Annotated in this window: 15 protein-coding genes; 8 read left to right on the top strand and 7 right to left on the bottom strand. The window is 66.0% G+C overall.

Features of this window, described 5'->3' with window-relative positions:
• The first annotated feature begins 11 nt into the window (after nt 1-11).
• From zur to HU752_RS01415, 4 genes are read left to right on the top strand one after another with little or no spacing between them, the layout of a single operon-like run.
• Nucleotides 12-494, top strand: a complete 483-nt coding sequence (gene zur / locus HU752_RS01430) for a zinc uptake transcriptional repressor Zur (RefSeq protein ID WP_186686913.1) — start codon at nt 12-14, stop codon at nt 492-494.
• Nucleotides 494-1,282, top strand: coding sequence for a zinc ABC transporter ATP-binding protein ZnuC (gene znuC / locus HU752_RS01425; protein ID WP_186686911.1), 789 nt, complete (start codon nt 494-496; stop codon nt 1,280-1,282). Before zur ends, znuC begins: the two co-directional genes overlap by 1 nt.
• On the top strand, nt 1,275-2,063 hold the full coding sequence (gene znuB, locus HU752_RS01420; protein ID WP_186686909.1) for a zinc ABC transporter permease subunit ZnuB: 789 nt from the start codon (nt 1,275-1,277) through the stop codon (nt 2,061-2,063). Before znuC ends, znuB begins: the two co-directional genes overlap by 8 nt.
• Before the next feature lie 37 nt (nt 2,064-2,100).
• The gene (locus HU752_RS01415) at nt 2,101-2,817 is read left to right on the top strand and encodes a PA5502 family lipoprotein (protein ID WP_186686906.1); all 717 of its coding nucleotides are present in this window, start codon (nt 2,101-2,103) and stop codon (nt 2,815-2,817) included.
• A gap of 675 nt (nt 2,818-3,492) precedes the next feature.
• Here HU752_RS01415 and katE read toward each other — a convergent pair.
• A complete protein-coding gene (katE, locus tag HU752_RS01410; RefSeq protein WP_186686904.1) occupies nt 3,493-5,631 on the bottom strand; it encodes a catalase HPII in 2,139 nt (712 codons plus the stop codon).
• 253 nt (nt 5,632-5,884) lie between these two features.
• Here katE and HU752_RS01405 point away from each other — a divergent pair, with 253 nt between their 5' ends.
• The 3 genes from HU752_RS01405 (at nt 5,885) to HU752_RS01395 (ending at nt 8,430) form a co-directional block, all read left to right on the top strand.
• Nucleotides 5,885-6,892 carry a methionine ABC transporter ATP-binding protein gene (locus tag HU752_RS01405; protein WP_186686902.1) on the top strand — a complete coding sequence of 336 codons (1,008 nt, stop codon included), beginning with the start codon at nt 5,885-5,887 and terminating at the stop codon, nt 6,890-6,892.
• The gene (locus tag HU752_RS01400; protein ID WP_017902568.1) at nt 6,892-7,566 is read left to right on the top strand and encodes a methionine ABC transporter permease; all 675 of its coding nucleotides are present in this window, start codon (nt 6,892-6,894) and stop codon (nt 7,564-7,566) included. Before HU752_RS01405 ends, HU752_RS01400 begins: the two co-directional genes overlap by 1 nt.
• Before the next feature lie 90 nt (nt 7,567-7,656).
• A complete protein-coding gene (locus HU752_RS01395) occupies nt 7,657-8,430 on the top strand; it encodes a MetQ/NlpA family ABC transporter substrate-binding protein (protein ID WP_186686901.1) in 774 nt (257 codons plus the stop codon).
• Between the two features lie 291 nt (nt 8,431-8,721).
• Here the strand turns inward: HU752_RS01395 and HU752_RS01390 are convergent, their stop codons facing one another.
• On the bottom strand, nt 8,722-9,576 hold the full coding sequence (locus tag HU752_RS01390; RefSeq protein ID WP_186686899.1) for a LysR family transcriptional regulator: 855 nt from the start codon (nt 9,574-9,576) through the stop codon (nt 8,722-8,724).
• Between the two features lie 144 nt (nt 9,577-9,720).
• On the opposite strand from HU752_RS01390, the gene HU752_RS01385 reads away from it, so the two are divergent.
• Nucleotides 9,721-10,146, top strand: a complete 426-nt coding sequence (locus tag HU752_RS01385) for a VOC family protein (protein WP_186686898.1) — start codon at nt 9,721-9,723, stop codon at nt 10,144-10,146.
• A gap of 135 nt (nt 10,147-10,281) precedes the next feature.
• Here HU752_RS01385 and HU752_RS01380 read toward each other — a convergent pair whose 3' ends face one another.
• The 5 genes from HU752_RS01380 to HU752_RS01360 are packed head-to-tail and all read right to left on the bottom strand — an operon-like array spanning nt 10,282 to nt 14,196.
• Nucleotides 10,282-10,917, bottom strand: coding sequence for an SCO family protein (locus tag HU752_RS01380; RefSeq protein WP_186686887.1), 636 nt, complete (start codon nt 10,915-10,917; stop codon nt 10,282-10,284).
• A complete protein-coding gene (gene cyoE, locus HU752_RS01375) occupies nt 10,914-11,813 on the bottom strand; it encodes a heme o synthase (protein WP_186686884.1) in 900 nt (299 codons plus the stop codon). The genes HU752_RS01380 and cyoE overlap by 4 nt, the downstream gene beginning before the upstream one ends.
• Entirely contained in the window at nt 11,801-12,880 is a 1,080-nt protein-coding gene (locus tag HU752_RS01370) for a COX15/CtaA family protein (RefSeq protein WP_186686882.1), read from the bottom strand. The genes cyoE and HU752_RS01370 overlap by 13 nt, the downstream gene beginning before the upstream one ends.
• A gap of 10 nt (nt 12,881-12,890) precedes the next feature.
• Complete coding sequence (locus HU752_RS01365) at nt 12,891-13,484, bottom strand: PA_0111/PP_0108 family redox-active disulfide protein (protein ID WP_186686880.1); 594 nt, start codon at nt 13,482-13,484, stop codon at nt 12,891-12,893.
• Nucleotides 13,450-14,196 carry an SURF1 family protein gene (locus tag HU752_RS01360; RefSeq protein ID WP_186686878.1) on the bottom strand — a complete coding sequence of 249 codons (747 nt, stop codon included), beginning with the start codon at nt 14,194-14,196 and terminating at the stop codon, nt 13,450-13,452. Before HU752_RS01360 ends, HU752_RS01365 begins: the two co-directional genes overlap by 35 nt.
• Between the last annotated feature and the right edge of the window lie 35 nt (nt 14,197-14,231).

The raw sequence follows: 14,231 nt of genomic DNA, 5'->3' as shown, positions 1-14,231 counted from the left end.
CGTCGCCGCTCATGCCTAAAACCCCTCTCGCCAGCCGACCCCACGATCACTCTCACTGCGTGCACAGCGCGCTGTCCGAGGCCGATGCCCTGTGTGCGCGCCAGGGCCTGCGCCTGACCGCCCTGCGGCGGCGGGTGCTGGAGCTGGTCTGGCAGAGCCACAAGCCATTGGGCGCCTACGACATCCTTGCCGTGCTCAGCGAACAGGACGGCCGCCGCGCCGCGCCGCCGACGGTGTACCGCGCGCTGGACTTCCTGCTGGACAACGGCCTGGTCCACCGCATCGCCTCGCTCAACGCCTTCATTGGCTGCAACAACCCGGAACACGCCCACCAGGGCCAGTTCCTGATCTGCCGCAACTGCCACGCCGCCATCGAACTGGAGCAGAAGAGCATCAGCGATGCGATCGTCCAGGGCGCCCGGGACGTCGGTTTCGTCGTCGAGGGCCAGACCGTGGAAGTGGTCGGCCTCTGCTCGGGTTGCCAGGGGGCCTGATGAGCACTGCGCTGATTCGCCTCGACCAGGTCGGCGTCACGTTCGCCGGGCAGGACGTGCTGGACAACATCCACCTGAGCGTCGAGCCCCGGCAGATCGTCACCCTGATCGGCCCCAACGGCGCCGGCAAGACCACCCTGGTGCGGGCCGTGCTCGGCCTGCTCAAGCCGACACGCGGCAGCGTCTGGCGCAAGCCGAAATTGCGCGTCGGCTACATGCCGCAGAAGCTGCACGTCGACCCGACCCTGCCGCTGTCGGTACTGCGCTTCCTGCGCCTGGTGCCGGGCGTCGACCGCGCCCGGGCGCTGGCGGCCCTCGGCGAAGTCGGCGCCGAGCAGGTGATCGACAGCCCGGTACAGAGCATTTCCGGCGGCGAGATGCAGCGCGTGCTGCTGGCCCGTGCGTTGCTGCGCGAACCGGAACTGCTGGTGCTCGACGAGCCGGTGCAGGGCGTCGATGTCGCCGGGCAGGCCGAGCTCTACAGCCTGATCACCCGCCTGCGCGACCGCCATGGCTGTGGTGTGCTGATGGTCTCCCACGACCTGCACCTGGTGATGAGCACCACCGACCAGGTGGTCTGCCTCAACCGCCACGTCTGCTGCTCCGGGCATCCCGAGCAGGTCAGCGGCGACCCGGCCTTCGTCGAGCTGTTCGGCAGCAACGCGCCGAGCCTGGCGATCTACCACCACCATCACGACCACGCCCATGACCTGCATGGCACGGTGGTCAGCGAAGAGGCCGCACCGGCCCACGTCCACGTTCACGGAGATGGCTGCAAGCATGGCTGATTTTCTGCTCTACGCCCTGCTTGCAGGCCTGGCCCTGGCACTGGTGGCGGGCCCGTTGGGATCATTCGTGGTCTGGCGGCGCATGGCCTATTTCGGTGACACCCTGTCCCACGCCGCCTTGCTCGGCGTGGCCCTGGGCTTTCTGCTGGACATCAGCCCGACGCTTGCAGTGACCGTTGGCTGCCTGCTGCTGGCAGTGCTGCTGGTCACCCTGCAACAGCGCCAGCCACTGGCCTCCGACACACTGCTGGGGATTCTCGCGCCGAGCACGCTGTCGCTCGGCCTGGTGGTGCTGAGCTTCATGCATGAAGTGCGCATCGACCTGATGGCCTACCTGTTCGGCGACCTGCTGGCCATCAGCAGCACCGACCTGGCCTGGATTCTCGGCGGCAGCGCGGCGGTGCTGGCGCTGCTGGTCGCGCTGTGGCGGCCGCTGCTGGCGATCACCGTGCACGAGGAACTGGCCACCGTCGAGGGCCTGCCGGTGGCGACGCTGCGCATGGCGCTGATGTTGCTGATCGCGGTGGTGATCGCCGTGGCGATGAAGATCGTCGGCGTGCTGCTGATCACCTCGCTGCTGATCATCCCGGCTGCGGCGGCCCAGCGACATGCCCGTTCGCCCGAGCAGATGGCCCTCGGCGCCAGCTTCCTGGGCGTTCTTGCCGTGTGCGGCGGGCTGGCGCTTTCGTGGTTCAGGGACACCCCCGCCGGGCCATCCATCGTGGTGGTTGCGGCCGGCCTGTTTCTGCTGAGTTTTGTCCTGCCACGCAGAGGGGTGTAGACTTGCTCGTTTTTTGCGCAATTAGAGAGTCGCAGGAATGAAGCTTTCCGCCTCCCGTTATCTGCTCCTTGCCGCATTTTCCCTGCTGTTGGGTGCCTGCCAGAGCACCCCGCCGGCCGACACCGCCGTACCCGATGCGCGGGCCACGGCGATTGCCGCGCTGGAACAGAGCATCAACAGCAACGAACTGGCCACCGCCGAGGACCAGCTGGCTGCCTTGCAGGCGCAGTCCGCGGACGACCCGCAGTTGGTCCAGTACCAGCGGCAACTGGCCGAAGCCTACCTGCAGCGCAGCCAGATCGTGCTGCAGAAGGGTGACGTCAATGCCGCTGCCACCGCCCTGAGCCGCGCCCGCGCGCTGATGCCCAAGGCCCCGGCGCTGACCGGTGGTGTCAACGGCGCCATCGCCCAGGCACGCAAGGCCGAGCTGGAGAAGGCCGAGGCCGAGCTTCAGGCTGCCGAAGCCAGGCCGGCGGCCAGGCTGATCGACCCGAGCGCCGAAAGCAGCACCATCGCCCTGAACATCCAGGACATCGCGCTGCTGCGCAAGCAGATGGATGCGCTGGCGGCGGACGCGGTCAATTACCAGTGCGCGGTGACCTTCCAGGTACCACGGACCCAGGATTACCCGTGGCTTGCGACCCTGCTGGGCAAGCGGGTGAAGAAGCTCGATCCGAACTTCGACCTGAAGATCGACAAGCAGATCGACCGCAAGGTGAAGGCCCAGGTCGTGCTGAGTCCGCGCAAGCCCTGAGATCGCCGAGCGCCAGCAAGCGGAGCGCCGCCCGGCCGCCTCCCACAAAAGCTCGCGTGCTCTGCAGGACTGTCGATCGTTCCCACGCTACGCGTGGGAACGCAGCCCATGTCGCTCTGAGTCACAAGAGCGGACGCTGAGCGTCCGGAGAGGCATTCCCACGCGGAGCGTGGGAACGATCGGCGCCGTAGCAGCCCGGCTTGCCCGCGAATCAGCTGTCAGGCCAGCACGGCCTTGGCCCGTTCCTCCCGCTCCCAGACCCGATGCCCGCCCTGCGCAGCAATGAAAGACTTGAGTGATCGATCGTACCCACGCTCCGCGTGGGAACGCAGCCCGTGTCGCTCTGCGTCAAAAGAGCGGACGCCGAGCGTCCGGAGAGGCATTCCCACGCGGAGCGTGGGAACGATCGGCGCCGTAGCAGTCCGGCTTGCCCGCGAATCAGCTGTCAGGCCGGCACGGCCTTAGCCCGTTCCTCCCGCTCCCAGACCCGAGACCCGGCCAGCGCCGCGATGAAGGCCTTCAACGCCTATCGATCGTACCCACGCTCCGCGTGGGAACGCAGCCCGTGTCGCTCTGCGTCACAAGAGCGGACGCCGAGCGTCCGGAGAGGCATTCCCACGCGGAGCGTGGGAACGATCGGCGCTGTAGCAGTCCGGCTTGCCCGCGAATCAGCTGTCAGGCCGGCACAGCCTTTGCCCGTTCCTCCCGCTCCCAGACCCGGTGCCCGGCCAGCGCCGCGATGAAGGCCTTCAACGCCTTGGCATCACTGCCCACTACCAACCCCGCGTCCGCCTGTAGGTGCAGCTTCTCAAGCAACGGCTCGGCGTCCCCATGCACGGCGATCGGCTTGAGGTGCTTGTAGGCCTCCAGCAGGTAATGCAGCGCCACGCCGTTACCGCCGAGCGCCTTGACCGACTCGGCCCCGCCCGGCACGTACACCGCATCGAACGCCACCGACGGCAGGCCCTCCATCGAGGCATCCACCGCCAGGCTAGCACCGCCAGCCATGGTAATCGCCGCCGACGTCGGGCCAAGCAGCCGCGCATGGGCACCTTCCGTTTCCAATAGCTTCTGCACTGCCTCGATCGCCGCACCATCGACGCCATTCGCCGCAAGAATCGCCACCTTGCGTGTCTTGATATTCCCGGCCAGCAGGTTCGCCTGGCTCAGCGCCGGCGATTGCTCCAGCGCGGTCTTGCGCGGCGCCACCGTACCCGCCTGCGGCGCCGGCAGCCCGAGGTTGGCGGCAACCCGCGCGGCCAGTTCCAGGTCGATGTTGGCAAGAATCTCGTTCACCTGCCGGGCGCGGATATGTTCACGCTCGACCTTGCCCAGCTCGAAACTGTAGGCGGCGATGATGTGCTCCTTCTCGGGCTTGCTCATGCTGTTGAAGAACAACCGGGCCTGGGAGAAGTGGTCGGAGAAGGACTCGCTGCGCTGGCGGATCTTGGCCGCATCGATCCGCTCGGGATAACTCTCGAAGCCACCGTCGCGGGCCGCTGGAGGGGTTTCCCGGGGCCAGCCGCCATCGATCGAGTTGGGCTCGTAGGACGCCCGCCCCCGGTCGATCACCGAACGGTGCTGGGCATCGCGCTGGCTGCTGTGGAAGGGCGCCAGCGGCCGGTTGATCGGCAACTCATGGAAGTTCGGCCCACCCAGGCGGCTGATCTGGGTATCGGTGTAGGAAAACAGCCGGCCCTGCAGCAGCGGGTCGTTGGAGAAGTCGATCCCCGGCACGATGTGCCCGGGGCAGAAGGCGACCTGCTCGGTTTCAGCGAAGAAGTTGTCGGGATTGCGGTTGAGCACCATCTTGCCCAGCGGCGTGATCGGCACCAACTCCTCGGGAACCAGCTTGGTCGGGTCGAGGATATCGAAGTCGAAACCGTGCTCGTCCTCCTCGGCGATGACCTGCACGCCCAGCTCCCACTCGGGGTAGTCGCCGCTTTCGATCGACTCCCAGAGGTCGCGCCGATGGAAATCGGTGTCCTTGCCCGCCAGCTTCTGCGCTTCGTCCCAGACCAGCGAACAGGTCCCGACACTGGGCCGCCAGTGAAACTTGACGAAACGCGAACCGCCCTCGGCATCGACCAGGCGGAACGTGTGCACGCCAAAGCCCTGCATGCTTCGCAGGCTGCGTGGAATCGCCCGGTCGGACATCGCCCAGATCACCGCGTGGGCCGACTCCGGCACCAGCGAGACGAAGTCCCAGAAGGTATCGTGGGCCGAGCCGCCGGTGGGGATTTCGTTATGCGGCTCGGGTTTTACCGCATGGACGAAGTCGGGGAACTTGATCGCGTCCTGGATGAAAAAGACCGGCACATTGTTGCCGACCAGGTCGAAGTTGCCTTCCTCGGTGAAGAATTTCACCGCAAACCCGCGAATGTCGCGCACCGTGTCGCCGGAGCCCCGCGGCCCCTGTACCGTGGAGAAGCGCACGAACACCGGGGTCTTGCGCCCGGGGTCCTGGAGAAAGCCGGCCTTGGTCAACGCCGCGTGGCTCTCGTAGGCCTGGAAGTAGCCATGGGCGGCGGTGCCCCGCGCATGCACGATGCGCTCGGGGATCCGCTCATGGTCGAAATGCGTGATCTTTTCACGCATGATGAAGTCTTCCAGCAGTGAAGGCCCGCGTGCGCCGGCTTTCAGGCTGTTCTGGTTGTCGGCGACCTTGACCCCCTGGTTGGTCCGCAGTGCCTGCCCGGTGGCGTCGGAGCGAAACGGCTCCAGGCTTTGCAGCTTGTCATTGGTGTTGCCGCGATCCAGCGTATCGGTTCCAGCCAGTTGGCTCTGGGTGGCCGTAGGTTTCTTGGTACTCATCAGACAGATTCCTCGGTTACGGTCGCCGGAAACATGCCGTTAATCGGCAGGATCCCGGGATCAGGATTCGACATGCCTAACGAGTGACTGCCCGTGCTCCAAGGCCGTTCCTTTTTTCTGACCACTGATCGTGTTATTGCCAAATTGCAGGTTGCATGCGAAATAAATGCTAATAGCCTCTATACGGACAGGCTAAAATGCGCGCCCGGCTAACCGCTGACCCCTTTCCATTGCGCCCCACAAGGTTCGCTACGTGATCGAGTTTCATAACGTCCATAAAACCTACCGGGTCGCCGGTAAGGAAATTCCCGCCCTGCACTCGACCCACCTGCGTGTCGAGGCTGGCCAGGTGTTCGGCCTGATCGGCCATTCCGGCGCCGGTAAAAGTACCCTGCTGCGCCTGATCAACCGCCTGGAAGCGCCCAGCGGCGGCAAGATCGTCGTCGACGGCGAAGAAGTCACCGCGCTCGACGCCAATGGCCTGCGGCGTTTCCGCCAGCAGGTCGGGATGATCTTCCAGCACTTCAACCTGCTGGCCTCCAAGACCGTCGCCGACAACGTCGCGCTGCCGCTGACCCTGGCCGGTGAACTGTCCCGCCGGGAGATCGACCAGCGCGTCGCCGAACTGCTGCAACGCGTCGGCCTGGCCGACCATGCCAAGAAGTACCCGTCGCAACTGTCCGGTGGGCAGAAGCAGCGCGTCGGCATCGCCCGCGCCCTGGCGACCAAGCCGAAGATCCTGCTGTGCGACGAGGCCACCAGCGCCCTCGACCCACAGACCACCGCCTCGGTCCTGCAACTGCTGGCCGAGATCAACCGCGAACTGAAACTGACCATCGTCCTGATCACCCACGAGATGGACGTGATCCGCCGCGTCTGCGACGTGGTCGGCGTGATGGACGCCGGCGTGATCGTCGAGCAGGGCCCGGTGGCCGAGGTGTTCCTCCACCCCAAGCACCCGACCACCCGGCGTTTCGTCCAGGAAGACGAGCAGGTCGACGAGAACGAGCAGCGCAACGACTTCGCCCACGTACCGGGGCGCATCGTGCGCCTGACCTTCCAGGGCGAGGCCACCTACGCGCCGCTGCTGGGTACGGTGGCCCGCGAAACCGGCGTCGACTACAGCATCCTGGCCGGGCGCATCGACCGCATCAAGGACACCCCGTATGGGCAACTGACGCTGGCCATCACCGGCGGCGACCTGGACGCCGCCTTCGCCCGCTTCACCGCGGCTGACGTCCATATGGAGGTACTGCGCTGATGGACCTGTTCCTGAGTTTCTTCGCCAACATCGACTGGTCGGACATCTGGGAGGCCACCGGCGACACCATGATGATGCTCGGCGGCTCGCTGCTGTTCACCGTCCTGCTCGGCCTGCCGCTGGGCGTGCTGCTGTTCCTGTGCAGCCCGCGCCAGTTGCTCGAGCACAAGCCGACCTATTCGGCGCTGTCGTTCGTGGTCAACGTGGTGCGTTCGCTGCCGTTCATCATCCTGCTGATCGTACTGATCCCCACCACCGTGTTCCTCACCGGCACCTCGCTGGGCGTGGCCGGCGCCATTCCGCCGCTGGTGATCGGCGCCGCACCGTTCTTCGCCCGCCTGGTGGAGACCGCGCTGCGCGAGGTCGACCGCGGCATCATCGAGGCGACCCAGGCCATGGGCGCGACCACCCGCCAGATCGTCTTCAATGCGCTGCTGCCGGAAGCCCGTCCGGGTATCCTGGCGGCGATCACCGTGACCACCATCACCCTGGTAGGCTATACCGCCATGGCCGGCGTGGTCGGTGCCGGCGGCCTCGGCGACCTGGCAATCCGCTATGGTTACCAGCGGTTCCAGAACGATGTGATGCTGGTCACCGTGGTCATGCTGGTGGTGCTGGTGCAGGTCCTGCAGACCATCGGCGACAAGCTCGTGGCGCGGTTCTCCCGCAAGTAACGGGCAACACCCCAAAACGCTTTCGCAACCTACTGATCGCCGGCCCCGGGGCCGGCAGATGCCAAGCGGCATCCCACATGGAGTCGTTCGATGAAAAAACTGATCGCTGCCTTCGCCGCCGTCGCGGCGTTCTCCGCTCACGCAGCGGAAACCCTGAGCGTGGCCGCCAGCCCGGTACCACACGCGGAAATCCTCGAATTCGTCAAACCAACCCTGGCCAAGGAAGGCGTGGACCTGAAGATCAAGGTCTTCACCGACTACGTGCAGCCCAACGTACAGGTGGCCGAGAAGCGCCTGGACGCCAACTTCTTCCAGCACCAGCCGTACCTGGATGAGTTCAACAAGTCCAAGGGCACCCACCTGGTCAGCGTTGCCGGTGTGCACATCGAGCCGCTGGGCGCCTACTCCAACAAGTACAAGAAGCTCGAAGACCTGCCCGGTGGCGCCACCGTGGTGATCCCGAACGACGCCACCAACGGTGGCCGCGCGCTGCTGGTGCTGGAGAAGGCCGGCCTGATCAAGCTCAAGGACGCGCACAACATCCTGTCGACGCCGAAGGACATTGCCGAGAACCCGAAAGACCTGAAGTTCCGTGAACTGGAAGCGGCGACCATCCCACGCGTGCTGACCCAGGTCGACCTGGCGCTGATCAACACCAACTACGCGCTGGAAGCCAAGCTCGATCCGGCCAAGGACGCGCTGTTCATCGAAGGCAAGGACTCGCCGTACGTGAACATCCTGGTAGGCCGTCCGGACGACAAGGATTCGGATGCCATGAAGAAGCTGGTTACCGCGCTGCACAGCCCGGAAGTGAAGGCGTTCATCCTCGAGAAGTACAAGGGCTCGATCGTTCCGGCGTTCTGACCTTTGCCTTGTGGCGAGCGGGCTTGCCCGCGCTCGGCTGAGAAGCAGCCGCAAAACCGATCACTCTGCTCCACATGACACACCGCGATCATCGGTTTGAGGGCTGCCTCGCAGCCCAGCGCGGCGGTGCGGCGTTCCGACAAGCCCGCTCGCCACGACACCGCTCATGCCGATCGTTCCCACGCTCCGCGTGGGAATGCAGCCGGTGACGCTCTGCGTCACAAAAGCGGACGCCGAGCGTCCAGGGAGGCATTCCCACGCCGAGCGTGGGAACGATCAGCGCGGGCCGTTTCAGGCCTGCAGGCACTCCAGCAGGCAATCCAGGGCCGGCTGGCGCTGGGCGCGACGCAATACCGCGATCAGCTGACGCTCGAAGGTCAGCTCACCCAGCTCGATGACCCGCAACTGATCCACGCGCTGCAGCCAAAGCCCGGCCCTGGGCACCAGCGACACTCCCAGCCCGCATTCGACCATCCGCGCAATCGCCTCGATCTCGTCCAGCTCCAGCACATCACGCACCTGGATCCGTTGCTCGCGCAGGAACTGGCTGACCAGCCGCCCACCGAACGAACCCCGGTCATAACGCACGAACGGCTGCTCGGCGAGCAGTTGCCGCGGGTCGTCGCCCGCGACCTGCCGGGGCGCGATCAATACGAAGGCCTCGCTGGCCAGGGGAATCGCCAGCAACTCCTTGGGCAGTTCGAACGGCGGCTTGATCAGCAACGCCAGGTCCAGTTCCCCGGCGTCGATCTGGCTCAGCAGGTTGAGCGAGACCCCGGGGACCAGCTTCAGGTCGACCCGTGGCGCCGCCTCGCGAAACCTCGGCAGGGCCTGTGGCAGCAGGCCGGTCTGTACCGTGGCAATGGCGCCGATGCGCAGCTCGCCCTGCCACTCCGCCGCTGCGGTCGGCAACGCCATCGCGCCATACAGGCTGAGGATCTGCTCGGCCAGCGGCAGCGCATGGCGCCCGGCGGCATTCAGCACGGCCGCTCGACCGCTGCGGTCGAACAGGCGTACGCCGAGGTGCTGCTCCAGCACCCGCATCTGCGCGCTGACCGCCGACTGGGTCAGCCCCAGCTGCTGCCCGGCGGCGACGAAGGTGCCCTCTCGGGCCACGCGGATGAAAGTCTTGAGTTCTCGCAGCATCGGGCTCGTCCGGCGGTGGAAGGGAACAGATCGGGGAGGGCAGGATACGACAAAATAATTTGGGCTCGCCGGCAAGAATATGCGCTTTTCAACAAAATAATCGTCTCTAGACTGAAAGCTCACTTCTTACGGTTGGTATCCGCCATGGCGCTTTCTCCCTTTCATCTGGCAATTCCTGTCCATGACCTGGCTGCGGCCCGGCGCTTCTACGGTGAGGTGTTCGGCTGCCCGGAAGGGCGCAGCAGCGACCACTGGGTCGACTTCGACTTCTTCGGCCACCAGTTGGTGATCCACTACCAGGCCCGGACCGCCGCCCAGGAACAGGCCATGAGCAACCCGGTGGACGGCCACGACGTGCCGGTCCCGCATTTTGGCGTGGTGTTGGGCTGGGAAGAATGGGAAGCGCTGGCCGAGCGGCTGCGTGCCCGGCAGACCCGGTTCGTGATCGAACCCTACGTGCGCTTCAAGGGCCAGGTGGGCGAGCAGGCGACCATGTTCCTGCTCGATCCCTGCGGTAATGCGCTGGAGTTCAAGGCGTTCAAGGATATCGGGCAGTTGTTCGCGAAATAGCCTGGCGGTGGCCTTTGGGGCCTCTTCGCGGGCAAGCCCCGGCTCCTACAGGGTTTGTGTCGTACCTGGACTCCGCGCCCGCCCCCAACTGTAGGAGCAGGGCTTGCCCGCGAAGAGGCCCTCAAGGCCACAGCACTAGTTGCGCTTGAGCATGCTCGGCAACTGCGCCACCAGCTTCTGGTTGTTCAACGGCGCACGGATGAAGCCACGCTGGTTGCCATCAGGCCCGACGATCGCAAGGTTGCCGCTGTGGTCGACCGTGTAGTTCGGCTTGCTGGTGTCGGCCGGGATGAACGGGATGCTCACCGCGTTCGCCAGCTTCTGCAGGTCCTCGATCGAACCCGCCGTCAGCCCGCGAAACTGCGGATCGAAATAGCCCAGGTACTGCTTGAGCTGCTTGGGGTTGTCCCGGTTGGGGTCGACGCTCACCAGGATGACCTGCAGCTTGTCCACCGCCTCCTTGGGCAGCTCGCTCTTGATCTGCCGCAGCTGCGCCAGGGTGGTCGGGCAGATGTCCGGGCAGAAGGTGTAGCCGAAGAACAGCAGCGTCCACTTGCCCTTGAGCTGGTCGACCTGCACCGGCTGGCCGTCCTGGTCGGTCATCTTCACGTCCGGCAGCGTACGGCTCTGCGGCAGCAGGATGATGCCGGCATCGATCAGGGCGGTGGTATCGCCCTGGCCCTTGCCATTGAGCACCTTGTTGACGGTCAGCCCCAGGACCAGGGCCACCAGGGCGACGAGGATGAAGACGGTTTTCTGGATTCGAGTCATAGATTCAACAGTAGGTAGTGATCGACGAGCAGCGCGATGAACAACAGGAACAGGTACCAGATAGAGTACTTGAAGGTGTCGATCGCCGCATGCGGCCGGCTGCCACGGTACAGCAGCCAGGCCCATTGCAGGAAGCGCGCGCCCAGCGCCAGGGCACAGACCAGGTAAAGCGTGCCGCTCATGTGGATCACGAAGGGTAGCAGGCTGACCGCCAGCAGGGCGAAGGTGTACAGCAGGATGTGCACCTTGGTGTAGTGCTCGCCATGGGTCACCGGCAGCATCGGGATGTCGGCCTTGGCGTACTCTTCCTTGCGATGGATCGCCAGGGCCCAGAAGTGCGGCGGGGTCCAGGCGAAGATGATCAGCACCAGCAGCAGCGGCTCGGCGCTCATGTGCCCGGTGGCCGCGACCCAACCCAACAGTGGCGGGGCCGCGCCGGCCAGGCCGCCGATGACGATGTTCTGCGGCGTGGCACGCTTGAGAAAGCCGGTGTAGATCACCGCGTAGCCAAGCAGCGAAGCCAGGGTCAGCCAGGCCGTCAGCGGATTCGTGAAGGCCAGCAGCAGGGCCTGGCCGAGCACCGCCAGCAGTAGGGCGAAGGCCAGTGCCGCCGGTGGCGAGACGCGCCCCTCGGCAAGCGGGCGCTTGTGGGTCCGGGCCATCACCGCATCGATGCGCCGGTCCACCACATGATTGACCGCCGCCGCACCGGCCGCGCACAGGCCGATGCCGAGGTTGCCGAACACCAGCACCGGCCACGGCACCCCGGCGCGAGTGGCGAGAAACATGCCGACCACTGACGTGATCAGCATCAGCACCACCACCTTGGGCTTGGTCAGTTCCAGATAGTCGCGCCAGATCGCCTGGCGCCGCCGTTCACCGGTCACAGTCGCCATGGCATCTCTCCCTTGATGGTGATGGGCCCGTGCACCACGCCACGCGGGCTGAATCGCCAGCGGGCGGGAGCCTGCCGGCGTACCCGGACCAGGGCGGTCCGGGCGTGGTAATTGATCAGTACCAGGGTCAGCAGCAGTATCGCGCCGCCAGCGTTGTGAGCCACGGCCACCGGCAGCGGCAGGTGGAAATACACGTTGCTCAGGCCCAGGCCAATCTGCGCCGCCAAGGCACACAGCAGCAACCCGGCCAGGCGGGTCATGCCGACCACCCGCAGTTGCCAGGCCAGCCCCAGCAGCACCAGGGTCACCAGCAGCGCCCCGACGCGGTGAGTCAGGTGGATCGCCGTGCGGGCCTCGCTGTCGAGCTGGCCGCCCAGGTAGTTCGGGCCGATGTGCTGGGTCAGGTGGAAGCCGTTGGCGAAGTCCGCCGCCGGCCACCACTGGCCGTGACAGGTCGGCAGGTCGATACAGGCCACGGCGGCATAGTTGGAGCTGACCCAGCCACCCAGGGCGATCTGCAGGATCACCAGCAGCAGCCCGGCCGTCGCCCAGCGTTGCAGGCGCCGCGGCACCGCCAGCGCCGGCAGCACGCCGGACAGGCGCAGGGTCAGCAGGAACAGCAGGCTCAGGGTGGCGAAGCCGCCGAGCAGATGGCCGGTCACCACCTGCGGCCAGAGCTTGAGGGTCACCGTCCACATGCCGAACGCGGCCTGGGCGAACACCACGGCCAGGAGGAACAGCGGCAGTTTCAGCGGTTGCCCTTCACGCCGGCGTTCCATCCAGGAACGGGCCGCCAGGACGATGATCGACAGCGCCAGGCTGCCGGCGAAATAGCGGTGGATCATCTCGTTCCAGCCCTTGTGCGCCTCCACCGGCGTATCGGGGAAGTGCCGTTCGGCATGCGCCAGCTGGGCTTCGCTCTTGGGCACGCTGATGAAACCGTAGCAGCCCGGCCAGTCGGGACAGCCGAGGCCGGCATGGGTCAGGCGGGTGTAGGCGCCGAGCAGCACGACGATCAGCGCGAGCAGGGTGGCAAACAACGCGAGGCGGAATCCGGGCTTGGCCATGCCGTTCTCCTTAGCCGATGTTCGACAGTTTCAGCAGTTGGCGCAGGTCATTGAGCAAGTCCTTGCCCTTGACCCGGGCGTCATAGCGCAACACCAGGTTGCCGTGGGGATCGATGATCCACAGTTGCGGCCCGGTGCTGCCCCTGGCCTCCCGGGTGTAGGCCGGCAGGTCGAGGCCATAGCGCTGCAGTTGCGGGTATTCGCGTTGCAACTTGGCGGCATAGTCGCCGGCCAGCGGCTGCGCGGTCGCCAGCGCGTGGCTGGCCCGCGCGGCATCGCGCCCCAGGCCGATATGGATCTGTCGTGCCAGGTAGACCAGTTGCTGGCAGTCCACCGAACAGTCCTGCGGCGCGGTCACCAGCATCTGCCAGCGGGTTTCGTCGGCCTGCACGCCGAGGTCGGCACGGCCCTGGCCGTTGCCGATCAGCTCGCCGTGGTAACTGCGGCTTTCCGGGACCCAGAACTGCAGCTTGTACATGCCGGTGGCGAGGATCATCGGGCCGACGACCATGAGCACGATGAGGATCAGTTGCCAGCGACCCCGGGCGCGCGCTCCCGGCTGGCGGGGTTCAGTGGTGTCGAATCGATTCATGGCCGCTCCCATGCGGTTTCTCCCTTGCGTTATGCCATCCGAGGTAGAGATAGAGACCGAGCAGCGCCAGGGCCATGGCGAACCACTGCACGGCATAGCCGAGGTGCTTTTCCGGGCCCATGCCTGGCGCCACCACCGGCCAGCCGGTCTCGTAGCTGCCAGGGCCGGGCTCCTGGCGCAGTTCGTAGGTGAAGCCTTCGCGCCCCAGCTCCTTCCACAGCTTGTCCGGTTCGATCGCGGTCACCAGCCGCGGCCAGGTGGCATCGGCCGGATCGGCATGCAGCTGAAAGGTCGCGCCCGGCGCCACGTAGACCCAGGCATCGATATTGAGCACCTGCTCCGGCGTGCTGAACACCGGCGGCGTGCGCCGTTGCGGCCAGGGCAGCCAGCCACGGTTGACCAGCAGCCAGAGCCCGCTGGCCTGGTCATGAAACGGCTGGATCAATTCGACACCGACCTGGCCGTTGTGGATGCGGTTGTCCAGCAGGTAGCTGTGCTGGTCATCGAACTGGCCGCGCAGGCGCACCCGGCGAAAAGCCGGATCGGCACTGCCGTGCAGTTGCCCGACACTCAGTGGCTCGGCCATGCGCCGCTGGGCGTAGCTCTCCAGCAGCAGGCGCTTCTCCTCGCTGCGGTGCAGTTGCCAGAACCCCAGCGACACCAGCACCGGCAGCAGCAACAGCACCACCAGCGTCGGGGCCACGCCAAAGCGGAAGCGCCTCATGCTGGCGCCCCCTGGACGGCAAGCGGGCTCGCTAT

This window comes from Pseudomonas vanderleydeniana, from assembly GCF_014268755.2.
GTDB lineage: Bacteria > Pseudomonadota > Gammaproteobacteria > Pseudomonadales > Pseudomonadaceae > Aquipseudomonas > Aquipseudomonas vanderleydeniana.
Note: the sequence above shows the minus strand (reverse complement) of the source record. Positions and strands in the feature narration are given on the sequence as shown.